The organism is Pseudomonas jinjuensis, from assembly GCF_900103845.1.
Lineage (GTDB): Bacteria > Pseudomonadota > Gammaproteobacteria > Pseudomonadales > Pseudomonadaceae > Pseudomonas > Pseudomonas jinjuensis.
Window position 1 is genome coordinate 210571 of the sequence record NZ_FNIJ01000008.1, and the last position, 24496, is coordinate 235066.

Sequence of the window (24496 nt, forward strand, 5' to 3'; positions counted from 1 at the left end):
TGGATTCCCGCGTTCGCGGGAAAGACGAAGTTGGGGGCTGCACGGAGTTATCCAGCCAATCCGTCACCCTCGCGAATGCGGGGTCCGGAAGACCACCGCTTCCCCTCCCCCGCCCCACTGACTAAGCTCGCAACACACCCTGGCGAGAGACTCCCCCATGCCCCAGAACTGGCCGGCCGCCGAGATCGCGCAGCGCATCCTGCAGGGCTTCGACGACTACCGTGCGCGCTTCCAGCAGATCACCGAGGAAGCCCCGGCGCGCTTCGAGCAGGCGCAGTGGCAGGAGGCCCAGAGCGCCTCGGCGGAGCGGATCAACCTGTACGAGGTGAAGGTCGCCGAGACGGTGGCCCGGCTGGTGGCGGCGTTTCCCGGCATCGAGCTGGCCGACGTGGAGCGCTGGCCGATCGTCAAGAGCGCCTACATCGGCCTGATCGACCCGCGTCCGGACGACGAACTGGCGGAAACCTGGTTCAACTCGATCTTCTGCGGGCTGTTCAGCCACGACCACATCAGCGACGGCACCATGTTCGTGCACACCACCCGCCCCTCGCTGCGCGCCCGCCACCGCGACCCGCACACCCGCCTGTACCGCCCGCAGGGCCATCTGCGCGGGGCGCTGGAGAGGATCTTCGACGACTACCGCTTCAAGGTTCCCTACCAGGACCGCGAGCGCGACATCGCGCACATCGACCGCCTGCTCCACGAGAACCTGCCGGACTGGGTGTGCAAGGACCCGGAGCTCTGCATCGAGCTGATCGGCTCGGTGTTCTACCGCAACAAGGGCGCCTACCTGGTCGGCCGCCTGTTCACCCCGGACGAGCAGTGGCCGCTGGTGTTCCCGCTGCTGCACCAGGAGGGCAAGGGCATCCAGTTCGACACGGTGATCAGCGACGAGGCGGAGGTGTCGATCATCTTCTCCTTCACCCGCTCCTATTTCATGGTCGACGCGCCGGTGCCGGCGGAGATGGTCGCCTTCCTCAAGCGCCTGCTGCCGGGCAAGCACATCGCCGAGCTGTACACCTCGATCGGCTTCTACAAGCAGGGCAAGAGCGAGTTCTACCGCGCGCTGATCAACCACCTGGCGACCACCGACGACCGCTTCGTCATGGCCCCCGGCGTGCGCGGCATGGTGATGAGCGTGTTCACCCTGCCCGGCTTCAACATCGTGTTCAAGATCATCAAGGACAGGTTCAACCCGTCGAAGACCGTCGACCACGCCACGGTGATCCAGAAGTACCAGCTGGTGAAGTACCACGACCGCGTCGGCCGGCTGGCCGATACCCAGCAGTTCGCCGACTTCCGCTTCCCGGTGGACAAGTTCGCGCCGGAGTGCCTCGCCGAGCTGCTGGAGGTGGCGCCGTCCACGGTGGTGGTGGAAGGCGACGTGGTGCTGATCCGCCACTGCTGGACCGAGCGGCGCATGACGCCGCTGAACATCTACCTGGAGCACGCCAGCGAGAGCCAGGTGTACGAGGCGCTGAACGACTACGGCCTGGCGATCAAGCAGCTGGCGGCGGCGAACATCTTCCCCGGCGACATGCTGCTGAAGAACTTCGGCGTCACCCGCCACGGCCGCGTGGTGTTCTACGATTACGACGAGATCAGCTACCTCACCGAGGTGAACTTCCGCCACATCCCGCCGCCGCGCTATCCGGAGGACGAGATGGCGTCCGAACCCTGGTATTCGGTGGGGCCGATGGACGTGTTCCCCGAGGAGTTCCCGCGCTTCCTGTTCGCCGACCTGGCCCAGCGCCGGCTGTTCGCCAGGCTGCACGGCGAGCTGTACGACGCGGATTACTGGAAGGGCCTGCAGGAGCAGATCCGCGCCGGCAAGGTGATCGACGTGTTCCCCTACCGGCGGCCGGAGCGGGGGGAGATGGTGCATTGATGCCGTACCTGTAGGAGCCAGCTTGCTGGCGATCCCGTATTTACCGGCAACTACGGCGCGGCCGGCTGGCTCAGATGATCGCCAGCAAGCTGGCTCCTACACGTCAGGTTTGGCCGTGACCAGTGGTGGATAACGCTTCGCGTTATTCACCCTACGAAAAGCATCGGGCTCCCAGCCGCTACGCCGGCGTCAGGCACTCCGGCCCATCGCACGCCGGGTCGTTGACGAAGGTAGCCAGCGCCGCCTCGCGCAGTTGCACCTGCGGCCGGGCGAAGAGTTCCAGGAGGCGGAACTGCGGGCTGTCCGGCGCCAGCCAGAGGGCCTGGCCTTCCTCGTCGAGGATCACCGGGCGGCGCATGTCGGCGGCGGCGCGGGTGATCATCGCCACGCTGTAATAGGTGTGATCGCCCACCGGGTAGGCTTCCCACAACGCAGCGAAGTAGATCAGTCCCTTGCCGCTGGCCACCCAGTACGGCCGTTTGCGCACGCCGCGCCATTCGTAGAAGCCGTTGGCCGGCAGCAGGCAGCGGCGCTTGACGAAGGCGTCGCGGAACATCGGCTGCTCGGCCAGGGTTTCCGCCCGCGCGTGGGCCGGGGTGCGCGAAAGGTCGGTCAGCCATGCCGGGGTCAGGCCCCAGCGCGCCATGTCCAGGCGGCGTTGCCCGTCTTCCACGCGCAGCATCGGCAGCTGCGTGCCGGGGGCAAGGTTCCAGCGCGGCGCCAGGTCCTGTGGATAACCCGGCAGTTCGGCGAATTCGCGGGTCCAGCGGAACAGCGCGTAACGACCACTCATCGGCAACAGCTCGTCAACACAACAGGACGCCCGGGCAACCGTCGGTATCGTCGGGCGTTCCAGGCAGGGGTTGCGCGGCATTGTACGCGGCGATCAGGCTGCGCGCCTGCTCCGCCTCGTCATCCTCGACCCACAGCTGCAGCAGCCCGTGCAGCGGCAGCTCGCCGGCGCCGCCGAGCAGGTGTCCGCCGCCAAGGTGCGCCCGGATGCCCTCGCTGGCCAGCATGCCGGTGAGCAGCTCGGCTTCGGCCAGGTCGGCGGGTTCGTAGACACGCTGCATCAGTCGTCCTCCCGCTGCACTTCCAGCGTCCATTCGACGCCATCGGTGCACAACTGGAACAGAATCGGCCGGCAACATACCGGACAATCTTCATAGTAGCTCTGGTCGCCGCCGGAGAGGTCAAGCACGGCCTCCGCGGGCTCGCCGCAGTAAGGGCAGCTGTAGGGCTGGCTTTCGAGCATCACTGTTACCCCTGTGACTTCCCGTTATAATCGCCGGTCTTCATCGCTGCCCTGCTGCAAACCGCCACCGGCGCGGGCCCGCAGCGGACCTCCAGCCAATCCCGACCACAACAAGAGACCATGATGGGCGAGTTCGAAGCCATCCGACCCTACAACGACGCCGAAGTACCGGCCGTACTGCAACGCCTGCTGAGCGACGACGCTTTCCTCGGCACGCTGGTGCGTTACCGTTTCCCGCGTCTGGCCGGCCCCTTCGGCTGGCTGCTCAGACCTCTTATAGCCCATCGCCTGGCCCGCGAGGTCAACGGCATCGACAGCGTGGGCGCGCTGCAGGACAGGATCGAGCCCTACGTCGACCGCACCATCGAGCAGGCCACCGACGGCGTCACCTACTCCGGCATCGAGCGCCTGCAGCCCGGCCGCGCCTACCTGTTCATCGCCAACCACCGCGACATCGTGATGGACCCGGCCTTCTGCAACTACGCCATCTACCATGCCGGGCTGCCGACGCCGCGCATCGCCATCGGCGACAACCTGTTGCAGAAGCCCTTCGTCAGCGACCTGATGCGCCTGAACAAGAGCTTCATCGTGCACCGTTCGATCACCGGGCGGCGGGAGAAGCTGACGGCGTACCAGACGCTCTCGGCCTACATCAACCACTCGATCCGCGTGGACCGCGAGTCGATCTGGATCGCCCACGCCGAAGGCCGCGCCAAGGACGGCGACGATCGCACCGATTCGGCGATCCTCAAGATGTTCCACATGAGCCGCAAGAACGAGCCGTTCGCCGAGGTGATCCGCGAACTGCACCTGGTGCCAGTGTCGATCAGCTACGAATACGACCCCTGCGACCAGGCCAAGGCCCGCGAACTGCAGATCCGCGCCAGCACCGGCGAGTACCAGAAGTCGCCGGGCGAGGACGACGCCAGCATCGCCCTCGGCATCACCGGCTACAAGGGCCGCGTGCACATCAACTTCGGCGACGTGGTCACCGGCGAGTTCGGCGACGCCAAGCTGCTGGCCGCCGAACTGGACCGGCAGATCCTCGGCAACTACCGGCTGTTCCCGGTGCACTACCTGGCCTACGAGATGTCCCCGCAGCGCGACCCGGAACTGGCAGTGCCGAGCGCGGCCAGCCTGTTCCAGGGCGAGGAACTGCAGCGCGCCCAGGCGGAATGGAAACGCCGCCTCGCCGCCTGCCCGGAAGAGCAGCGGCCGTTCCTGATCATGCAGTACGCGACGCCGGTGGTGAACCAGTACCAGTTGCGGCTGGCTGCGGCGCAGTCGGCTTGACACCGTTCTTGTAGAAGCGCCGCCCCTGAAACACGCACAGAACCTGTAGGAGCCAGCTTGCTGGCGATCCAGGTTTTCCCTCAACGTCGGCGTGGAAGGAGAACACGGCAATCGCCAGCAAGCTGGCTCCTACAAGTATGGCGTCAAGCAGCCACGTAGGGCATGACGCGCCAGCGTTATCCGCCATCCCATCGGCGCGGCTTGGTCGGCGGATGAAGCGTTCCGCTTCATTCGCCCTACACCAGCGATTGGCCATGGCGCGAGACAGCTGGTCCTACAATCGCCCCCTCAGAACACCACCCCCACCGGATAGACGAAGGCATTCACGTCATGGAACGGCGTGCGCTGGTAGAACCACTGCAAGCGCGCCGCCGGGCTCTTCGCGAAGTCCTTGTCCTCCTTGAGCTTCTTCTCGAACTCCGCCTTCAGCTCCGGGTCCTCCGCCAGCATCTTCCGCGCCATCGGCTCCATCACGTATTCCTCGGGCTCCTCGGCCGATACCAGGGTCGAGTTGAAGAAGCCCCAGGCCCAGAACGAGTCCGGGCTTTCCGGATAGAGCAGGTCGATCGCCAGTACGCCCAGCGGCTGGTCGGTGTCGATCACCACCGAGCCGGCCGGGAAGCTCTGCATGCGCTGGAACGGCCTGGCCTTGCCGCTCACCAGCAGATGCCCCTCGTAGCCGGGAATCTCGTTGGGCTGGCTGCGGTCCGGCTCGAAACCGCCGGCGACCTGGATGCCGTCCATGCGGTACATCGTCACCTCGACCGGCGTCGGTTTTTCCAGGGTGCTCATCTGGATACCGTGCGCCTTGAGGCGGGCGATCACTTCGCGCCATTGCACCGGGACGATGTACTGCTTCGGCCGCCGGGTCACCAGGTCAGGCTCGGTGTTGCCGGTGACCGGCACCTTCAGCTGCTTCGGCTTGTTGCTCCAGACGATGGTCTTCGCCCCGGTGATCGGCGACTGCTCGTAGCGGTAGTTGCCCACGGTGAAGGGGATGATCTCCTCCTTGCCGGGCTTCCAGGTGAGGATCACGTCCTCCTGTTCGAGCAGGCGCTTGCGGTCCCTGTCGATGGCCTCCTTCAGCGAGGCGGCCTGTTCGCCGATCACCTGGAACATCGCCTTGAGCATCACGTAGTTGCCCAGCACCTGGGTTTCGTAGGGATGCAGCGCGTGCTGCTCGATCAGGATCGACGGCACGTTGCGGATGTCGCCGTACTGGTTGGAAAAGCGCGCCAGGTCGGTGCGGTACGGGTAGTAGCCCTTGGTCGGGTCCTGGTTGTCGTTGAAGCTGATGCACTCGTGGACCACGTGCCCGTGACCCTCCATTTCCTCGTACACCGGCGGGCGCATGACCTTGTCCATCCACTCGCTGCTCGCCGGCGACCAGCCGTTGCCGTTGTGGCAGTAGGAGCTGTCGTAGGGATACATGGCGCCGTCGGTGGAGTGGGTGTCGGCGAAGAAGCTCAGGTCGTAGTTGCTGAACACCCAGGCGACGTTGCGGATTTCCGCGCTGTCGAGCTTGGTGAAGTCGCGGTTGAGGTTGTAGTTCAGGCCGTTGACGCGCCAGCCGGTCTGCTCCGGGCCGTTCTGGTTGATCCGCCCGTAGGGACTCCTGCGCAGGTCGCCGTCGATGTTGATGGTCGGGATGAAGAGGATGTTGACCTTCTCCAGGATGCCCGCCAGGGGCTTGTCGCCGGTGGTCATGTCGCGCAGCAGCATGAACATCGCGTCCTTGCCGTTGGCCTCGCCCGGGTGGATTTCCGCCTCGACGAAGAGGGTCGGCTTGCCCGACTGGTTCAGCCCCTCGGGCGACTTGTCGACCTCGGTGGAGGCCACCACCAGCATCATCGGATGGCCCTCGGCGCTCTTCTCCGGCAGGTCGCCGAGCACTATCTGCCCGCCCGAGGCCGTCGCCAGCTTCTGCATGTAGGCGCGGGTCTCGTCGTAGTTGGTGGTCTGCCTGAAGCCGCTGGATTCGGCGAGGGTGACCAGCGGGTTGTCGCCCCTGGCGATGTACTTCGTGCTGGTCAGCTTCTGCTCGAACATCGGCGGCAGGATGCGCTGCTTCGCCGCGTCCGGGTAGCCGCTGTCGTCCACGTAGGCCGGCGGGCCGGGCAACGCCGCAAGGACCGGCAGGCCGCCGCCGAGCAGGATGGCCCCCAGCAACGGGCGCGAAATGGAATGACGCATGGTTCGCCTCCTTTCAATCGGGACGTGCCATTTCCATGCACTGCAGGCAACGACACCCCTGACACCTTAGACGAGAAGCCCGGCGCCGCTAGCTCCGTCGCCCTTGCCCTGCGGCAGCGACGGAGGCCGGGAAACGGCTAATCTGAAGCCATCCAATCCCCGGATCAGGGAGCGATCTTGACTCTGCAACTCGCCTGGGTGCTGTTCCTGCTGGCCACCACGGTCGGCCTGTTCGTCATCGGCAAGCCGCGGATGGACGTGGTGGCGCTGCTGGCGATGATGGCCCTGGCGCTGAGCGAGGTACTCAGCGTGCCGGAAGCGCTGGCCGGCTTCGCCGATCCCAACGTGATCCTCATCGCCGCGCTGTTCGTCATCGGCGACGGGCTGGTGCGCACCGGCGTGGCCTACCGCATCGGCGAATGGCTGACGCGCCGCGCCGCCAGCAGCGAGACGCGCCTGCTGGTGCTGCTGATGCTCTCGGTGGCCGGGCTCGGCTCGGTGATGAGTTCCACCGGCGTGGTGGCGATCTTCATTCCAGTGCTGCTCAACGTCGCCGCGCGCATGCACATCTCGCCGCGCCGGGTGATGATGCCGCTGGCCTTCGCCGGGCTGATCAGCGGAATGCTCACCCTGGTCGCCACCGCGCCCAACGTGGTGGTGCACAGCGAGCTGGTGCGCGAGGGCGCCCGGGGCTTCGGCTTCTTCGCCTTCACCCCGTTCGGCCTGGTGATCCTCGCCCTCGGCATCGGCTACATGCTGCTGGCGCGGCGCTGGCTCGGCCCCGATGCCCAGGATGGCGAGAAGCGGCCGCCCCGGCGCACCTTCCGCGACCTGATCCGCGACTACCGCCTGGCCGGTCGCGAGCATCGCCTGCGCATCCGCCCCGGTTCCCGGCTGATCGGCTTCACTCTCGCCGACGTGCAGCTGCGCAGCCAGCATGGCGCCAACGTGGTCGCCGTGGAGCGCATCGCCAAGCTGCGCCGCAAGATCCTCAGCCCCTCCCCGTCCATCCAGCTGCAGGCCGGCGACACCCTGCTGGTGGACCTCGTCGCCGACGGTATCGACCTGCCGGCCTTCTATCACGAATGGGGACTGGAGCGGCTGAACCTGGAAGGCCAGTACTTCACCGACCAGGCCCACGAGGTGGGCATGGCCGAAGTGACCCTGCCGCCGGAATCCGCCCTGCTCGGCAAGAGCGTGCGCGAGCTGGAGTTCCGCAGCCAGTACGACCTCAACGTGGTCGGCCTGCGGCGCAACCGCGAGGCGCTGGAGAGCGGCCTGCTGGAAGAGAAGCTGAAGCTGGGCGACACCCTGCTGGTGATCGGCACCTGGAAGGCGATCCGCCACCTGCAGGCGCGCGGCCGCGACTTCCTGGTGCTCAGCCTGCCCGCCGAGGTGGACGAGGCCGCCCCCGCCGCCAGCCAGGCGCCCCACGCGCTGCTCGCCCTCTGCGTGATGGTGGCGCTGATGGTCAGCGGCCTGGTGCCCAACGTGCTCGCGGCGCTGATCGGCTGCCTGCTGATGGGCCTGTTCCGCTGCATCGACACGGACAGCGCCTACCGCGCCATCCACTGGCCGAGCCTGCTGCTGATCGTCGGCATGCTGCCCTTCGCCCTCGCCCTGCAGAAGACCGGCGGCATCGCCTTGGCCGTCGACGCGCTGGTCGGCATGCTCGGCAACGCCGGCCCCCATGCGGTGCTGGCCAGCCTGTTCCTGGTCACCGCGGTGACCGGCCTGTTCATCTCCAACACCGCCACCGCGGTACTCATGGCGCCGGTGGCCATCGCCACGGCACGGGCCATGGGCGCGGCGCCGGAGCCCTTCGCCATGATCGTCGCCCTCGCCGCCTCGGCGGCCTTCATGACGCCGGTTTCGTCGCCGGTGAACACCCTGGTGCTCGGCCCCGGGCGCTATCGCTTCGGCGATTTCGTCAAGCTCGGCGTGCCCTTCACGACTCTGGTGATGATCGTCAGCGTGCTGCTGGTACCCTTGCTCCTACCGCTTTAGAACATGGAAGACCGACGATGGAAGTGAGCAAGACCAAGAGCAGTTTCTACCGCCGCCTGTACGTCGCCTGGCTGGTCGACAGCGGCCAGGCCAGCAGCGTGCCGGCGCTGATGGAAGCCACCGGCATGCCCCGGCGCACGGCGCAGGACACCCTCGCCGCCCTGGCCGACCTGGATATCGACTGCGTGTTCGAGCAGCAGGCCGGCGAGCGCAACAACGCCGGGCAGTACCGCATCCGCGACTGGGGCGCCATCGATCCGCGCTGGATCGAGGCGAATGTGGGGAAGATCAAGGCGGTGCTGGAGTATCCGTGACGCCATCGGCGGGTTTCACCCGCCCTACGGGTTCGCGAGCAAGCTCGCTCCTACAAGGCAGCGCCGACCTCCTGTAGGAGCGAGCTTGCTCGCGAATCCAATCGTTCCCACGCGGGAGCATGGGAGCCAAAGGCGTTCTGTGGGAAAATTCCCGCTCTGATCCCTGCCACAACGCCGCCATGCCCCAGCCACCGAAACGCCCCGCCCCGCGCGCGGAGAAAAAGCCCGACCTGCTGCACCCGCGCAACCGCCACCAGGGCCGCTACGACTTTCCCCAGCTGATCAAATCCAGCCCGGAGCTGGCGCGCTTCGTCATCCTCAATCCCTATGGCAAGGAAAGCATCGACTTCGCCAACCCCGAGGCGGTGAAGGTATTCAACCGCGCGCTGCTCAGGGACTTCTACGGCATCGCCCACTGGGACATCCCGGCCGGCTACCTGTGCCCGCCGATTCCCGGCCGCGCCGACTACCTGCATTATCTCGCCGACCTGCTCGCCGAAGGCAACCAGGGCTCGGTGCCGCGTGGCGCGGCGGTGCGGGTGCTGGATATCGGTGTCGGCGCCAACTGCATCTATCCGCTGATCGGCCAGCGCGACTACGGCTGGAAGTTCCTCGGCGCGGACATCGACGCCACCGCGCTGGCCTCGGCGCGCGCCATCGTCCAGGCCAACCGGCTGGGCGACGCCATCGACCTGCGCCGCCAGCCCGATCCGCAGCAGATATTCCTCGGCCTGCTGGAAGACGGCGAATGCTTCGCGCTGAGCATGTGCAACCCGCCCTTCCACTCTTCCGCCGAGGAGGCCCGCAGCGGCAGCCGGCGCAAGTGGAAGAACCTCGGCAAGCAGGACCCGTCGCGCAAGCTGCCGGTGCTGAACTTCGGCGGGCAGAGCAACGAACTGTGGTGCGAAGGCGGCGAGGCGGCCTTCCTCAAGCGCATGGCGACGCAGAGCGCGCAGGTGCCGAACCGCGTGCTGTGGTTCAGCTCGCTGGTGTCCAAGGCCGGCAACCTGCCGGGCTTCCAGGCCGCCCTGAAGAAGGCCGGCGCCCGCGAGGTGCGCACGGTGGACATGGCCCAGGGACAGAAGCAGAGCCGCTTCGTCGCCTGGACCTTCCTCGACCGGGATGGGCATCGCGCCTGGCGCGAACGCTGGCGCTCTTCGTAGGGTGGATCACGCTTCATCGATCCACCATTTCCGCGCGGGGACGCTCAAATAGCACCGCGCCCCCTGTAGGAGCGCGCCATGCGCGCGACATCGGCCTGCATGGCGGTCGCGGGCATGGCCCGCTACACAAAAAAGCCCACCTCAGCGAATGAACTCCCGGCTGATCTGCCGGAACAGGTCCGTCCCCGCCCGCTCCATCCACTCGAAGGCCACCATCTCCCGCGACACGATCATGGCCCCGGCCTGGCGCATACGCTCCAGTGCCAGCGCCTTGTCCTCCGGCCGCCGCGAGCCGACCGCCTCGGCCACCACGAACACGTCGCGGCCCCGGCGCAGCAGGTGCAGCACGGTCTGCAGCACGCAGACATGGGTTTCCGTGCCGCACACCACGAACTGCGCGCGGTCGCCGCCGGGCAGGGCGAACAGCGTGTCGTCGGAGGCGGCGGAAAAGGCCAGCTTCTCCATGATCGCCGCCGGCTCCAGCCGCTCGCGCAGTTGTGCCACGGTCGGCCCCAGGCCCTTGGTGTACTGCTCGCTGGCGAGCACCGGCACGCCCACGCGGCGCGCCACCTCGACCAGCCAGCCGGCCTGTTCGACCAGGGCGGCGCCGCCGTCGATGGCCGGCAGCAGGCGTTCCTGGATATCGACGACCAGCAGCGCCGATGTCTGGGCATTGATCAGCATCTTTCCCCCTCCTCGCCTCCGGCTACGGCCGGACCGGCAACAGTTGTATCTCTATTCCCAGCCGGGCGGCAGGCTCGCCTGCCGCCTCGACCTTCGTCACGCTGGCCCCGAGCTTTTTCAGCAATCCCTTCAGCTGCACCGCCTCCAGCCCGGGCTGCAGCGTATCGAGCACCTCCGCCAGCAGTGGCGCATCCTCCCCTCCTTCGCCGCGCAGCGTGAGCAGCAGGCCGACGAAGCCCCCCGGCAGCGGCCGGGTACGCAGGGCCAGCTCCAGCGCCGTGCCGGGCAAGGCCGCGCAGGTGTGGCCGGCCAGCAGTTCCAGCAGCTGACGATAGTGCCCGCTGTCGATCCAGACATCCTCGACCGTCACTCCGGACAAGTCCAGCAGCAGGCTGCCGCCCCGGTCCCTGGCGCGCTCCTGCAGCGGCGCGCTGGCCTGCCGGGTCAATTCGCCCAGCCGCTGCGCCTCGGGCACCAGCGCGGGCTGCTCGGCATCCAGGCGCACCAGCCGGTCGATCCGTCCCAGCACCAGGTGCATGGCGTCCAGCACCTCGGCGGCGGAAACGATCGCGGCATGCTCGCCGCTGCCCGGCGTGGCATGGCTGAGCGCCTGGTTCAGCAGGGACGCCTGCAGGCGCAGCAGCGGCGTCAGCTCGCGGTCGACGCCGGCCAGCGCCTGGCTCTTGCTGCGGCTTTCGGCCTGGGCCAGGAGATTGGCGTTGCGCAGTTCGGCCAGCAGCACATCGCGCGCGGTGAGGTCCTGCAGGCCGCCGAGCATGCCCAGTGTCTGCCCCAGCTCGTCGCGGTAGGGCGCGAACCAGACGTGCAGCACCCGCGGCTGGCCGTGCATCTCGGTGGCGATTTCCACGGAGATCGCCTCGCCACGCGCCACCGCCTGCTCGTAGCGCTGCTGCACCTGCTCGCGGCGCTCGGGCGAGAGCCACTGGGTTTCGCGGAAGGTGCGGCCCTGGACATCGCCCAGGCCGACAGCGTGGTAGTCGAGGAATGGCCGGTTGCACATCAGCAGGCGTCCCTCCGGGTCCCGGACGAACATGGGCGCGGGCGCGCTGTCGAGCAGGGCCCTGAGCATCCCGTATTCCCGCATCTGCTCCGGATTCGCCGCGCCGGGGTCCTCCTGCCCGGACGCCCCTTCCCAGGCGAGGGCGCCGCTGCGCCGGGCGATCTCCACCATCTTGATGGTCGACTCGACGTGCAGCTTCTGCTGCAGGCGCATCTTGTAGGTGCTGACGGTCTTGTGGCTGATCGACAGCTGTTCGGCGATCCGCTGGTTGCTCATGCCCTGGGCCAGCAGTTGCAGGACGGTCAACTCGCGGGAAGAGAGCTGGGCGATCTCGCTCGCCTCGTCCGCGGTGCCGGCGTCGATTTCCTGCGCGTGCAGCGCCGTCCGCGGGAAATAGCTGCGGCCGTGGATGACCGCGGTCAGCGCATGGCCGAGTTCGGACAGGTCCTCCAGCTTGCTGACGAAGGCGTCGGCGCCCACCTGCAGGCTGCGGCTGGCGTAGAGGTCGCTGTCCTGCACGCTGTAGACGAGGATCTTCAGCTCCGCGTGGCTGGCCTTCAGCCGGCGGATGACGTCCAGCCCGCCCAGCCTGGGGATGGCCAGCTCGAGGATCACCAGTTCCGGAAGCCGTTCGCGGCACAGCAGCAGCGCATCCATGCCATTGTCGGCCTCGCCGGCCACCTCGTGTCCCTGGTTTTCCAGCAGCACCCGCAGCGCCCGCCGGACGATGGGCAGGCTGTCCACGATCATGATCCGGCTCACACACCTGTCCCTTGTCAGCGGCTGATGCGGCAAAGCCTAGACCAGATGTGCTGGAAGTCCGGTTTGTGGACAGGTGTGATCGCGGCATGGGTATCGCTTCGCTCCACCCATCCTACGTTCCTTCAATCCACCGCGTAGCACGCGTCCAGCCGGCTGTAGCCCATGCCCACGCCCTTGTGCACCTTGAGCTGCACCGGGATGCGCTCCTTCATCGCCTCGACGTGGCTGATCACGCCGATGGTCTTGCCGCTGGCGTTCAGGCTGTCGAGGGCGTCCAGCGCCACTTCCAGGGTCTCGCCGTCGAGGGTGCCGAAGCCTTCGTCGAGGAACAGCGAGTCGATGCTGGTCTTGTGGCTGACCAGGTCGGACAGCGCCAGGGCCAGCGCCAGGCTGACCAGGAAGCTTTCGCCGCCGGACAGCGTGCGGCAGTCGCGGGCGGTGTCGCCCTGCCAGGTGTCGATCACTTCCAGCTCCAGCTCGCCGTCGCTGCGCCGGCCCAGCTGGTAGCGGCCATGCAGGCGCTGCAGCTGGCGGTTGGCGAGATGGACCAGATGGTCGAGGGTCAGGCCCTGGGCGAAACGCCGGTAGCGCGCGCCGTCGGCCGAGCCGATCAGGCTGTTCAGGCGCTGCCAGAGGTCGAATTCCTGCTCCTGCGCCTCGATCTGCGCGAACAGGCTCTGCTGGCTGGCGCGACGGGCATCGTCACCCTGCAGCATCGCGCGGATTTCGCCCTGGCGCTGGCCCAGCTCGCGGAGTTCGGCGTTCAGCGCCGCCAGTTGCTGGTCGAGTTCCTCCAGATTCAGCGTGCCCTGCGGCTCGGCCTGTAGAAGCTGCAACTGCCGGGTCGCGGAGCCGTGCAGGGCGATAGCCTGGGTCAGCGCGTGTTCCAGACGGTTCTTCTGCTCGACCAGCGTGCGGCGCTGCGGTTCGTCCAGCAGCGCCGCACGGAAGGCGGCGATATCGGCGAACGGACTCTGCTGCAGCGCCTGCTCCCAGGCAGCCTGCTGCTCGGCCAGGCGCTTCCGGGCCTGTTGCAGATGCTCGACCAGCGCACGCTCGCTGCCGGCCAGTTCGGCGGCCTGCTGTCGCGCTGTGGATATCTGCTCCGCGCTTTCCGCCAGCGCGTCCTGCGCTCGGGCATGTTCCGCCAGGGCGGCAAGCGGCTCGCGGCCGAGCGCCTGCCATTGCGCCTGCCAGTTTTCCGCAAGCGCCCGGGCTTCGCGCAGCGCAGCCTCGGCGTCGCGTTCGGCGGCCGCCAGTTGCTGGCTGCGCGTCTGCGCCTGCTGCCAGTCGCGCCATTCGGTTTCGCGTTCGGCCAGCCAGACGGCGTCGTCTTCCGGCATCGGGTAACCCAGTCCGGCCAGGGCTTCGCCGAGTTCGCCCTGCTGGCGGAGCTGTTCGGCCTGCTTCTGCTCGGCGCGCAGGCGCAGTTCCTGCTGGCGTTGCTGTTCGTTGTTCAGGTTGAGCTGCTGGAGTTCCAGCGTTTTCGCGGCCTCGTCTCTGGCTTTTTCCTGCTGCTGACGCAGCTCGCGGGCCTGCTGTAGGGCGGCCTTGCGGGTTTCCAGATCGTCCAGGGTGCGCTGCAGGTCGACGAGGCGCTGTTCGTGCTGCTGGCGCGCGGTGGCCAGGGCAGCGGCATCGGCCAGTTGCAGGCCCAGTTCGGCGCACTGCTGCTGCCAGAGATCGTCCTGTTTCCGATGCGCCGCCTGGGCGACGTCGAGCAGGTTCCGGTTCTGTTCGATGCGCTCGGCCAGGGTCGAGACTTCCTCGGACAGCTTCTGCCCGGACTCGGCCAGTTGTTCCAGGGCCTGACGCAACCGGTCCCGGGCCGTGCGCGTTTCCGAGACATCCAGCGCCTGGTATTCGGCGATCGCCGGGTGTTCGTGGGAACCGCATAGCGGGCAGGCCTCGCCCGGCTGCAGTTGGGCGCGGTACTGCTCCAGGGCCTGGATGCGCTGCTCCTGCTCCAGCAGCTTTTCCTTGTCGCGGACCTGCTGCTGCAGCTCCTTGTAGCGGCCGCGCAGGGCGGCCAGCTCGCCTTCCTTCTCTGCGTGCCGGCGGCGCTGCTCGTCAAGTTCCGGCTGCAGGCGGGCCACTTGGGCCTCGGCCTGGGCGCGGGCGGCGGCGATCTGCTCCAGGCGATCCAGCCCGCGCATCTGCCGTTGCAACTGCTGCCAGCCTTCGCGCAGGGAGGCTTCCGATTCGCCGGCCAGCAGCCCGTCCAGCTCGGCCTGACGGGCGCTCTCGGTCCCGCGGGCGGCGGCCAGTCGCTGCTGGGCCGTGGCGGCTGCCGCTTCCTGTGTGGCGCGCTGTTGTTGCAGCCGTTCGATGGCATTGCCCAACTGCGCCAGCTGTTCCTGCAGGGCACCGAGCTCCCCGGCCAGACTGCGGCGCTGGGCGAACTGCGCCTTCCAGCCGCCCAGATGTTCGCCCAGCCGTGCGCGCTCAGGGTGGCGGGCCAACTGTTCGTCCAGTTGCTGGCGTTCCGCATGCAGTCGCTCATGGGCAGCCTGCCGCTGCGCCGCCAGCTGCGCGCCGTACCGGCTGGCGCGCCACAGGCTGGCGGCGATGCTTTCGCCGGCCTGCTTCTGACGGGCGCGGTTGTCTTCCAGGGCGGCGAGGTCCCGCTCTACGCCCTGCCCCGCCGCCTGCCAGGCGTCGTGCAACGGCTGCAGGCGGGTGGCCGGTTCGCTGTCTGCCAGCCGGTGCAGTTCCGGCGCGGCATCGGCCAGCGCCTGGCGGGCCTGCTGTTCAGCCGCCTCGGCCTGGCGCTTCTGCTGTTCCGTGCGGGCCAGGTCCTCGCGCCAGCGGCGCTGGGACTGCAGCGCCTGCTGGCGTCCGCCCGCCTCGGCTTCACGCTGCGCCAGGTGCCCGGCTTCCGCTTCCAGCGCGGCACGCTGCTCGGCGCCAAGCAGTTCGACGCCCTCGGCGCGGGCGCGCAGCTGGTCCAGCGTCGCCCTCACCTCGCGGGTGCGTTCGAACACGCGCTGGGAGATCAGCCCGTAGATTTCCGTGCCGGTCAGCTCTTCCAGCAGCTCGGCGCGCTGATTGGCGCTGGCTTCGAGGAAGGCGGCGAACCCGCCCTGGGCCAGCAGCATGGATTTGGTGAAGCGCTCGAAGTCGAGGCCAGTGAGGCTTTCGGTCTGGCGCAGCTTGTCGCTGATCTTGTCGGTGAGGATGCGCCCGCTGCCGTCCTCACCCTCGATCTCGCACAGCTCGACCTTCGGCGCCTGCAGCGCGCCCTCGGCCTTGTCGCGGGCGCGGCGCTGGCTCCAGAAGGCGCGGTAGCGCCTGCCCTTCACTTCGAACTCAACTTCGGCGAGGCAGTCGGCGGTGTGCCGGGTCATCAGCTCGTTGCTGCTCTGCGACAGGCTGTTCATGCGCGGCGTGCGGTGGTACAGGGCCAGGCAGATGGCATCCAGCAGCGTGGTCTTGCCCGCCCCGGTGGGACCGGTGATGGCGAACAGGCCGTTGTCCTTGAACGGCTCGGCGTCGAAGTCGATCTTCCATTCGCCCTTCAGCGAGTTGAGGTTCTTCAGGCGCAGGCTGAGGATTCTCACGGGCGTTCCTCCTGCAGATCGGCGACGACCTGCCGGTAGAGCCCGGTCAGTTGCTCGCGCAGCGGCTCGTCGAGGGTTTCGCCGGCCAGGCGCTGCTCGAACACCTCCTCGGCGCTCAGCTCGTCGAGGGTTTCCCGGGTCTCGCTGGTCAGCCCGGCGCGGGCTTCGCCACGCTTGCGGCGGATGCGCAGCACTTCCAGCGGCAGGCCTTCGCACAGTTTGGCGACGCGCACGTTCAGGTCGCTCAGGTAATCGTCGCTGCCGACCTCCACTTCCAGCCAGACCGGCGACTCGTCGCTACCCTGCTGCGCCACCTCGGCCAGCACGGCGGGCAACTCGGCGAGGGAGCCGGATACCGACTGCAGCACCTGGAAACGCGGCACTGGCAGCGCGGTCACGCCACGCAGGCCGGACTCGTCGAGATCGACCAGCAGCACTTCCTTGCCCTGCCGCGCCTCGTCGAAGGCCAGCGGAATCGGCGAACCGCAGTAACGGATGTGCTCCAGGCCGCCGACCTTCTGCGGCCTGTGGATATGTCCCAGGGCGATGTAGTCCGCCGCCGGGAAGACGTTGGTGGGGAAGGCTTCCAGCGCGCCGACGTAGATTTCCCGCACCGACTCGCTGGCGCTGGCGCCGACGGTGGTCAGGTGGCCGGTGGCGACGATGGGCAGATGCACGCCCAGCTCGGCGCGCTTCGTCTCGGCCTGTTCGAACAGCTGCCGGTAGTGCGCCTGGATCGCCTGCTGCAGCGCCATCTGCTTGTCCTGCGCGCTCTGCCCGGCCTGGCTGCCGAGCACGTCGCGCGGGCGGATGAAGGGAATGGCGCAGAGCAGCGCGCCGGGGCTGCCGTCTCTCTGCGGAAGAACCAGCAACTGCTCGGCCGGGTCCTCGGCGACCGCGGCGATCACCCGCGTATCCAGGCAGGCCAGCAGCGCCTTGGATTCCTCCAGCATGGCCACCGAATCATGGTTGCCGCCGAGCACCACCAGCGCCGCGCCGGTGCCGCGCAGGTCGACGATGAAGCGGTTGTACAGCTCGCGGGCGTAGCTCGGCGGCGCGCCGGTATCGAACACGTCGCCGGCGATGATCACGGCATCCACCGCCTGCTCGCGCACCTGCGCCACCAGCCAGGCGCAGAAGGCCTGGTGCTCGGTCTCGCGGGTCTTGCCCATGAAGTGCTGGCCGAGGTGCCAGTCGGAGGTGTGGAGGATGCGCATGCGGGGGAAGTCCGTGTTTCGGGGTGTCGATGATAACGGCTTTCCGATGGTTCCCACGCAGGAGCGTGGAAACGATCGGAACGCTGAAGCCCTCGCTCCTACAAAGTGGCGCCGAACCTCCGGCACGCCCCCCAATGTCGTGCAAGACTTGTACTGAACCCCTCATGGCCCGAGCCCCATGCAACGCCTCGTCAACATGCTCAGGGACCTCGCCATCCTCGTCCGCGCCAATCTGTGGGTGGTGCCGGTATTGGTCGCGCTGGTGGTGGCGCTGTTCTATTTCGCTTCGCCGCCGCCGCCGATGAGCGCCAGCATGGCCACCGGCGTGCAGGGCGGTGGCTATGTGGCCTTCGCCACGAAACTGAAGGCGGAACTGGAGAAGCAGGGCTTCGAGCTGAAGCTGGTGCCCAGCGCCGGTTCGGCGGAAAACCTGGCGATGCTGCTCGACCCGGCCAGCGAAGTGGCGATCGGCCTGGTGCAGAGCGGCCAGGAGCGCCAGCTCGATGCCGCGCAGCGCGAGCGCCTGCATTCGCTCGGCGCGATGTATCACGAGCCGCTCTGGCTGTTCCAGCGCCGGCTGGTGCACATCGACCGCCTCGCCGACCTGCTGCACCTGCGCCTCGCCCTGGGCAGCCCCGGCAGCGGCACCGAGGCGGCCACCGCGGCGATGCTGGAAACCAACAACATCCTGCCCGCGCAGTACCCGCCGATCTGGCAGCGGATCGGCGCCAATCCGGCGGCGGATGCGCTGCTTGAGGGCGAACTGGATGCCGGCTTCTTCATCGGTCCGGCGGAGAACCCGCTGATCCAGCGCCTGGCCGCCAGCCCGGACCTGGTGCTCGCCGGCTTCCGCCGCGCCCGCGCCTACGAGGCACGGCTGCCGTTCCTCAGGCGCATCGAGGTCGGCGAGGGGCTGCTCAGCCTGGAGCAGAACGTGCCGTACCGGAACATCGAGACCCTCTCGCCGGTGGCGACCCTGGTGGTCAACGAGAAATTCCACCCGGCGTTGACGCCACTGCTGCTGCAGGCCGCGCGCGAGGTGATGAAGGACGGCAGCCTGCTCGATCCGCCCGCCGCCTTCCCCAGCGCCGAGCCGCGCACGCTGCGGCTCAACGACGACGCCGAGCACTACTACCGGAGCGGCCTGCCGCTGCTGCAGCGCTTCCTGCCATTCCGCATCGCCTCGCTGGCGGACCGCTACATCATCCTGCTGATTCCCTTCATCGCCATCCTCATCCCGCTGCTCAAGTCCATCGGCCCGCTGTACCGCTGGCGCATCCGCGCGCGCATCTATCGCTGGTACCGCTATCTGCGGGAGATCGACCGCGGGCTGGACGACAGCACCGGCGAGATGGAACTGAACGGGCAGATCAGGCGGCTGCAGAACCTGGAGAACGAGCTATCCAGGGTCGAGGTGCCGCTGTCGTACTACCACGAGCTGTACGAGCTGCATCTGCACCTGAGCTACGTGATCCAGCGGCTGGAGATGTTGCGGGACAGGGCGCGGCGGCCGGATGGGGAATGAGGGCCGCCGCGGAGGGATTCAGAAGACCAGCTTGTAGCCGATGCTGAACAGCATCAGGCTCAGGCACGGGCGCAGGACTTCGTCGGCGACGCGGCCGGACAGGTGGCTGCCCAGGTAGATGCCCGGCAGCGAGCCCATCAGCAGGTAGCCGAGCAGTTGCCAGTCCATGTTGCCCATGCTGGCGTGGCCGAGGCCGGCGACCAGGGTCAGCGGCACGGCGTGGGCGATTTCCGTGCCGACCAGGCGCCTGGTGGAGAGGAACGGGTAGAGCACGAACAGCGCCACGGTGCCGAGGGCGCCGGCGCCGATGGAGGTCAGGGTGACCATGACGCCGAGCACGGCGCCGGTCACCAGGGTCAGCAGATGCAGGCTCCTGCCGTTGAGGTGGTAGCGGTCGCCGGCATGGCGCTGGGCGAAGGCCAGCAGTTGCTTCTTGAACAGGATGGCCAGGGCGGTCAGCAGCAGGACGAAGCCCAGCGCGTGCTTGATGACCGCGTTCACCGCGTGGGGATCGGAGTCCAGGCCTTTCAGCAGCAGCAGGGTCAGGGCCGCCGCCGGCACGCTGCCGAGGGTCAGCCAGCCGGTGATCGACCAGTCGATGTTGTCGTTGCGCTTGTGCACCCAGACGCCGCCGGCCTTGGTGATCGCGGCGTAGAGCAGGTCGGTTCCCACCGCGGCGGCCGGATTGATGCCGAACCACAGCAGGATCGGAGTCATCAGCGAGCCGCCGCCGACACCGGTCATGCCGACGATGAATCCGACGATCAAGCCTGCCGCTACGAAACCGAGAGCCCCAATTTCCATCAATCACTTCCTGAACAGACCGAACCCGGTCGCGTTGGTTTGCGCGGCAGAATAACGGGATTCCTTATAAAACCTTATACCGATGTGGACTTTTCTTATAACTTATCGTCGGAAATTGCCGTAGGAAAGCGCGCAGGATCGCCGCTGCGGCAGGCGGCCGGCGGCTCGGTTAAACTCCTCCCCTTTCCGGCCCCGCCAACAGCGCGGGCCTCACCATTCCGACTTGCAGAAAGGCCGCGTCCGATGCCGATTCGTCACGCCATCGTCCATTTCATCGACAAGAAGCCCGACGGCAACCCCGCGACGCTGCATGCGCGCGCTGCCGAACTGGGCGATTCCCAGGCCATCGAGAACCTGATGGCCGACCTCAACGAAAGCTACAACGCCAAGCCGAACAAGGCCTGGGGCCTGTTCCAGGAGGAGTCCGGCGCCTATCCGTTCAGCGGCTGGCTGGCCGAGTACCTGGACGGCGGCAGGGATTTCGTCGCCTTCAGCCAGCAGGCGGTGGAGCACCTGAAGAGCCTGATGGAAGAGTCCAACCTCTCCACCGGCGGCCACGTGCTGTTCGCCCACTACCAGCAGGGCATGACCGACTACCTGAGCATCGCCCTGCTGCACCACAGCGAGGGCGTGGCGGTGACCGAGGCGCTGGAAGTCGCGCCGTCGCGCCACCTCGACCTAGGCCAGCTGCACATGGCGGCGCGCATCAACATCTCCGAGTGGCGCAACAACAAGGCGTCCCGGCAGTACATCTCGTTCATCAAGGGCCGCGGCGGCAAGAAGGTCTCCGACTACTTCCGCGACTTCATCGGCTGCCACGAGGGCGTCGATGCGCCGAGCGAGACGCGCACCCTGCTCAAGGCCTTCAGCGACTACGTGGAAAGCGAGGACCTGGCCGAGGAGCAGGCGCGCGAGAAGACCGAGGTGCTGGTCGACTACGCCACCAGCCAGGCGCGCATCGGCGAGCCGATGACCCTCGACGCGCTCTCCGAGCTGATCGACGAGGACGCGCCGCGCGCCTTCTACGACTACATCCGCAACAAGGACTACGGCCTGTCGCCGGAGATCCCGGCGGACAAGCGCACCCTCAACCAGTTCCGCCGCTTCACCGGCCGCGCCGAGGGGCTGTCGATCAGCTTCGAGGCGCACCTGCTGGGCAGCAAGGTGGAGTACGACGAGGAACGCGACATGCTGATCATCCGCGGCCTGCCGACCCAACTGCACGACCAGCTCAAGCGCCGGCAGAAATGACGGCACCAATGGCCTGATCGGCAGGAACATTCCGACAGGGGCCCCGGTCCGGCCGGGGCGCGGCTGCTAGAGTCAGGACAGTACGCCTGTCCGGACTCCGCGCAATGTCCCGATCAGCCGGTTCGGTGGTAGCCATCCTTCTCGCTACCGGAATTTTCCGGACGGTGGCCGTCTACCTGTCGGCGCTGCTGCTGGCCCTGCTCGCCGGCAGGCTGGCCGCGGAACCGGTGGATTCCCTCTCCCCGGACGTGATCCGCTTCATCGTCGCCAACACCGAATTCAGCGTGATGCACGAAATGGGGCACATGCTGATCGCCGAATACGACCTGCCGGTGCTCGGGCGCGAGGAGGATGCCGCCGACCAGCTCGGTTTCATCGCCCTGTTCCAGCTGTATTCCCGACTGTCGACCGCCGAGGTCGACGCGCGCCTGCTGGACATCGCCGACTACTGGCGCCTGGAATGGCAGCGGCCGAAGTCGATCCGCGAGCAGGTCCAGGCCTGGGACACCCACCCGCTGGACGAGCAGCGCTACTACAACATCGTCTGCCTGCTGTACGGCAGCGACATGCGGCGCCTGGACTGGGTGCCCGAGCTCACCCACCTGCCCTACGAACGGGCGTTGTACTGCGACGACGAGTTCCGCCAGGCGCGCAGGGCCCTGCACTGGGTGGGCAGCTTCCAGCACAAGGCGATCCAGCGGCGCGCCGGCATCCGCGTGGTGTTCGAGGCCCCCACCGGCGCGATCCCCGACATCGACCAGTTGATCACGCCCCTGCACGACGACGACACCTTCCAGCGTCTCGCCGACGACATCACCCAGCTGCTCCAGCCGCCGCGCGCGCTGACCCTGCGCCTGATGTCCTGCGGCGCGCCGGATGCCTCGTACAACCGGCGCAGCGGCGAACTGACGCTGTGCTATGAGCGCCTGGATCATTTCCGTCACCTGGCCGAGACCCTGAAGCGCCTGAAGAAGCCCAGCGACTGGCACTGCCCGCGGCCCGAGCTGGTCAAGGTGCAGGCGTGCTGAGATCAGGGGAAGCGCGGAAGCAGCGACAGGCTCGGCGCGGATGCCGCCAGGCGTTCCTTGGCCGGCTTGCGCAGGGCCTTGATCGCCCGTTCGCGGCTCAGGGCCTCGCCCTTGCCGGCGCAGGCCTCGACGTAGACCAGCGCCTGCGCCGGGCTGGAGTGGAAGAAACGCGCGCCGCGACCGCTGCGGTGGGCCTCGAAGCGCCGCTGCGGATCGTCGCTGATGCCGCAGTACAGCGCGCCGTTGGCCGCGCGCACCAGGTAGACGAACCAGGGCCGGGGTGGCGCTGCGCTCATGCCCAGACCCGCTGGTACATGCGCTCGCAGTAGTCCACCAGCCGCTCGTATTCCCGCGCCATGCGCGACAGCGGCGTTTCCAGGGTGCACAGGATCAGGTTGGCGAGCACGCCATAGGCCGCCGCATCGGCGCTGCACGGCTGGGCGCCGCCGAAATAGGGCACGTCGCCGAGCAGGCCGTCGAGAGCCTCGAGATCGGCCCGGGCGAAGGCCAGCAGCTCGTCCCGGCTGTGCGCGCCCAGGCCGCGGCCATTCATGTTGCCGCGTATCCGGCGCCGCACCAGGGGCCCCGCCAGCGGACGCAGCGGGGCGGGAATCGAGGCGAAGAACACCGGCGCCACCTGCTTCCAGCCTTCGTCGTCGAGCCAGCGGAAATACACCATCAGCGGCGCCAGGTGCTCGTCGCACAGGCGGGTGATCGCCACCGCCCAGCCGCGGCCGCGGGCGTCCAGGCCGGCGTCGAGGTCGAAGGCAAAGCGCTGCTGCAGGTCGCGGATGATGATCTCGCTGTCGGCGATGGTCTGGCCTTCGACCTTGATGAACGGCAGCTTGCCCTTGGGGCCCTGGCGCGGGTCGCCCAGATGCTTGACCTGATACTCCAGCCCGGCCAGGCGCAGGAAGGTTTCCAGCTTCAGGCAGTAGGGGCTGGCGTTGGGTACGTTGAACGCGGGAGGGAACTGGAAAAGAGTGATCATGGGCAGGGCCTGATGTCCTGTGCGGAATCGCTGTCATTTAAGCCTATCGCGGCGGCAACGGCGAGCATGGCAATGGCTGGCGCCGCCCCCGGCAGCCATAATCGCCAGGGACGCACTCACCGGAGAACCTCATGAAGCTGCAGATATTCACCACCGGCGGAACCTTCGACAAGGTCTACTACGACGCCCTTTCCGACTTCCAGATCGGCGACCCGATGGCGCCGGAAATCCTCCGCGAGGCGCGCGTGACCTTCGAATGGCAGGTGGAGGGCCTGACCCGCAAGGACAGCCTGGAGCTCACCGACGAAGACCGCGAACTGATCCGCAGCCGCGTCGCCGCCTGCCCGGAGCGGCACATCCTGATCACCCACGGCACAGACACCATGACCAGGACCGCCGACGTGCTGCGCGACATCCCCGGCAAGGTGATCGTCTTCACCGGCGCCATGCAGCCGGCGCGCATGCGCGACACCGACGCGCCGTTCAACCTCGGCGTGGCCGTCGGCGCACTGCAGGTGCTGCCGGATGGCATCTACATCGCCATGAGCGGACGCATCTTCGAGGCGGGCAAGGTGAAGAAGAACCGCGCGGAGGGGCGGTTCGAGGATAGTTGAGCCTGCGGGCCATACGTAGGGTGGATCAGCTCCATCGATCCACCATGGCCACCCATGCGGTCCCGCAATGGTGGATGAAAAAGGCCTCATCCACCCTACGTCTTGAGCATCACCGCGGTCGCGGGCATGGCCCGCTCCTACGCGAACCACTCCCGCGCCGTGCGCCACAGGCAGACGCCGATGAAGTAGGCCGAGGCGACGAACCAGATGCCCAGCAGCCACGGCCGGTCGACCGGCTGCTGGAGGATCAGCAGGGCGCTGCTGAGCATCCAGACGAAGGTCACCGCGATATTCAGCGGCATGAATTCGCGCACGCGGAACGGGTGCAGGAACTTCATCCGGGTCAGGGTCAGCGCCGCCAGCACCAGCACGGCGACCAGGCTGGCCCAGGGGTGCGGGTCGAGCACGTAGAAGTACACCGCCACCACGTTCCACGCCGCCGGGAAGCCGACGAAGTAGTTGTCCTGGCTCTTCATGTTGACGTTGCAGAAGCAGAACAGCGAGGAGACCAGGATCACCCCAACCACCGGCAGCTCGCTATACACCGGCAGCGGAATGTAGCGGTAGATGAAGATCGCCGGGATGAACACGTAGGTGAGGTAGTCGATCACCAGGTCCAGGGTCGAGCCATCGAAATGCGGCAGCACCGACTTGACGTGGAAGCGGCGCGCCAGGGTGCCGTCCAGCCCGTCCACCAGCAGCGCGACGCCGAGCCACAGCAGGCAGGCCTGGGGACGGTTGTCGACCAGCGCCAGCAAAGCCATCAGGGCGAGGATCACGCCGCTGGCGGTCACTGCGTGGACGCTCCAGGCCTTGGCCTTGCTGATATGCATCGGGGTGATGGTCAGATTCACGGTACATCTCTTCTGTCTGGCGGCGGCTACATCAACGTATAGCCCATCCTTGGCAAGTCACCGGATATCGGA

The 24496-nt window shown here is 67.6% G+C and carries 21 protein-coding genes; 9 read left to right on the top strand and 12 right to left on the bottom strand.

The window, feature by feature from the left end; all coding sequences use genetic code 11:
- Positions 1-157: 157 nt before the first annotated feature.
- The gene (gene aceK, locus BLR75_RS13615; protein WP_084309592.1) at positions 158-1888 is read left to right on the top strand and encodes a bifunctional isocitrate dehydrogenase kinase/phosphatase; all 1731 of its coding nucleotides are present in this window, start codon (positions 158-160) and stop codon (positions 1886-1888) included.
- A 178-nt stretch (positions 1889-2066) separates the two neighbouring features.
- Here aceK and BLR75_RS13620 read toward each other — a convergent pair whose 3' ends face one another.
- From BLR75_RS13620 to BLR75_RS13630, 3 genes are read right to left on the bottom strand one after another with little or no spacing between them, the layout of a single operon-like run.
- On the bottom strand, positions 2067-2681 hold the full coding sequence (locus BLR75_RS13620; protein WP_084309591.1) for an SOS response-associated peptidase: 615 nt from the start codon (positions 2679-2681) through the stop codon (positions 2067-2069).
- A 13-nt stretch (positions 2682-2694) separates the two neighbouring features.
- On the bottom strand, positions 2695-2961 hold the full coding sequence (locus tag BLR75_RS13625) for a putative signal transducing protein (protein WP_084309590.1): 267 nt from the start codon (positions 2959-2961) through the stop codon (positions 2695-2697).
- A complete protein-coding gene (locus BLR75_RS13630) occupies positions 2961-3143 on the bottom strand; it encodes a CPXCG motif-containing cysteine-rich protein (protein WP_084309589.1) in 183 nt (60 codons plus the stop codon). Before BLR75_RS13630 ends, BLR75_RS13625 begins: the two co-directional genes overlap by 1 nt.
- A gap of 120 nt (positions 3144-3263) precedes the next feature.
- Between BLR75_RS13630 and BLR75_RS13635 the strand changes: the two genes are divergently transcribed.
- A complete protein-coding gene (locus BLR75_RS13635; RefSeq protein ID WP_084309588.1) occupies positions 3264-4436 on the top strand; it encodes a 1-acyl-sn-glycerol-3-phosphate acyltransferase in 1173 nt (390 codons plus the stop codon).
- A 288-nt stretch (positions 4437-4724) separates the two neighbouring features.
- Here the strand turns inward: BLR75_RS13635 and BLR75_RS13640 are convergent, their stop codons facing one another.
- The gene (locus BLR75_RS13640; RefSeq protein ID WP_084309587.1) at positions 4725-6629 is read right to left on the bottom strand and encodes a M14 family metallopeptidase; all 1905 of its coding nucleotides are present in this window, start codon (positions 6627-6629) and stop codon (positions 4725-4727) included.
- A 177-nt stretch (positions 6630-6806) separates the two neighbouring features.
- Here BLR75_RS13640 and BLR75_RS13645 point away from each other — a divergent pair, with 177 nt between their 5' ends.
- From BLR75_RS13645 to rlmF, 3 genes are all read left to right on the top strand, one after another.
- Positions 6807-8636: an SLC13 family permease gene (locus BLR75_RS13645; RefSeq protein WP_084309586.1), complete on the top strand. Its 1830-nt coding sequence runs from the start codon at positions 6807-6809 to the stop codon at positions 8634-8636.
- A 17-nt stretch (positions 8637-8653) separates the two neighbouring features.
- Positions 8654-8950 (top strand): winged helix-turn-helix domain-containing protein, encoded by a 297-nt coding sequence (locus tag BLR75_RS13650; RefSeq protein WP_084309585.1) that lies wholly within the window; start codon positions 8654-8656, stop codon positions 8948-8950.
- 179 nt (positions 8951-9129) lie between these two features.
- A complete protein-coding gene (rlmF, locus tag BLR75_RS13655; protein ID WP_084309584.1) occupies positions 9130-10113 on the top strand; it encodes a 23S rRNA (adenine(1618)-N(6))-methyltransferase RlmF in 984 nt (327 codons plus the stop codon).
- A gap of 141 nt (positions 10114-10254) precedes the next feature.
- Here the strand turns inward: rlmF and BLR75_RS13660 are convergent, their stop codons facing one another.
- The 4 genes from BLR75_RS13660 to sbcD all read right to left on the bottom strand — a co-directional run bounded on the left by BLR75_RS13660 (position 10255) and on the right by sbcD (position 17357).
- Positions 10255-10797 carry a hydrolase gene (locus BLR75_RS13660; protein WP_084309583.1) on the bottom strand — a complete coding sequence of 181 codons (543 nt, stop codon included), beginning with the start codon at positions 10795-10797 and terminating at the stop codon, positions 10255-10257.
- A 22-nt stretch (positions 10798-10819) separates the two neighbouring features.
- Complete coding sequence (locus BLR75_RS13665) at positions 10820-12580, bottom strand: response regulator (RefSeq protein ID WP_139207023.1); 1761 nt, start codon at positions 12578-12580, stop codon at positions 10820-10822.
- A 122-nt stretch (positions 12581-12702) separates the two neighbouring features.
- A complete protein-coding gene (locus BLR75_RS13670) occupies positions 12703-16140 on the bottom strand; it encodes an AAA family ATPase (RefSeq protein ID WP_084309582.1) in 3438 nt (1145 codons plus the stop codon).
- Positions 16137-17357, bottom strand: a complete 1221-nt coding sequence (gene sbcD / locus BLR75_RS13675; RefSeq protein ID WP_084309581.1) for an exonuclease subunit SbcD — start codon at positions 17355-17357, stop codon at positions 16137-16139. The genes BLR75_RS13670 and sbcD overlap by 4 nt, the downstream gene beginning before the upstream one ends.
- A gap of 178 nt (positions 17358-17535) precedes the next feature.
- On the opposite strand from sbcD, the gene BLR75_RS13680 reads away from it, so the two are divergent.
- Positions 17536-18882, top strand: coding sequence for a TAXI family TRAP transporter solute-binding subunit (locus tag BLR75_RS13680; RefSeq protein WP_084309580.1), 1347 nt, complete (start codon positions 17536-17538; stop codon positions 18880-18882).
- A gap of 18 nt (positions 18883-18900) precedes the next feature.
- Here the strand turns inward: BLR75_RS13680 and BLR75_RS13685 are convergent, their stop codons facing one another.
- Complete coding sequence (locus tag BLR75_RS13685; RefSeq protein ID WP_084309579.1) at positions 18901-19686, bottom strand: sulfite exporter TauE/SafE family protein; 786 nt, start codon at positions 19684-19686, stop codon at positions 18901-18903.
- Between the two features lie 243 nt (positions 19687-19929).
- On the opposite strand from BLR75_RS13685, the gene yejK reads away from it, so the two are divergent.
- Positions 19930-20937 (top strand): nucleoid-associated protein YejK, encoded by a 1008-nt coding sequence (gene yejK / locus BLR75_RS13690; protein WP_084309578.1) that lies wholly within the window; start codon positions 19930-19932, stop codon positions 20935-20937.
- A 104-nt stretch (positions 20938-21041) separates the two neighbouring features.
- On the top strand, positions 21042-21965 hold the full coding sequence (locus BLR75_RS13695) for a DUF4344 domain-containing metallopeptidase (protein ID WP_084309577.1): 924 nt from the start codon (positions 21042-21044) through the stop codon (positions 21963-21965).
- A 2-nt stretch (positions 21966-21967) separates the two neighbouring features.
- Here the strand turns inward: BLR75_RS13695 and BLR75_RS13700 are convergent, their stop codons facing one another.
- Positions 21968-22261 carry a GIY-YIG nuclease family protein gene (locus BLR75_RS13700; protein WP_084309576.1) on the bottom strand — a complete coding sequence of 98 codons (294 nt, stop codon included), beginning with the start codon at positions 22259-22261 and terminating at the stop codon, positions 21968-21970.
- Complete coding sequence (locus BLR75_RS13705; RefSeq protein ID WP_084309575.1) at positions 22258-22956, bottom strand: glutathione S-transferase C-terminal domain-containing protein; 699 nt, start codon at positions 22954-22956, stop codon at positions 22258-22260. Before BLR75_RS13705 ends, BLR75_RS13700 begins: the two co-directional genes overlap by 4 nt.
- Before the next feature lie 131 nt (positions 22957-23087).
- Here BLR75_RS13705 and BLR75_RS13710 point away from each other — a divergent pair, with 131 nt between their 5' ends.
- Positions 23088-23570, top strand: coding sequence for an asparaginase domain-containing protein (locus BLR75_RS13710; RefSeq protein WP_084309574.1), 483 nt, complete (start codon positions 23088-23090; stop codon positions 23568-23570).
- A gap of 137 nt (positions 23571-23707) precedes the next feature.
- Here BLR75_RS13710 and pcsA read toward each other — a convergent pair whose 3' ends face one another.
- A complete protein-coding gene (pcsA, locus tag BLR75_RS13715) occupies positions 23708-24403 on the bottom strand; it encodes a phosphatidylcholine synthase (RefSeq protein ID WP_084309777.1) in 696 nt (231 codons plus the stop codon).
- Positions 24404-24496 lie beyond the last annotated feature (93 nt).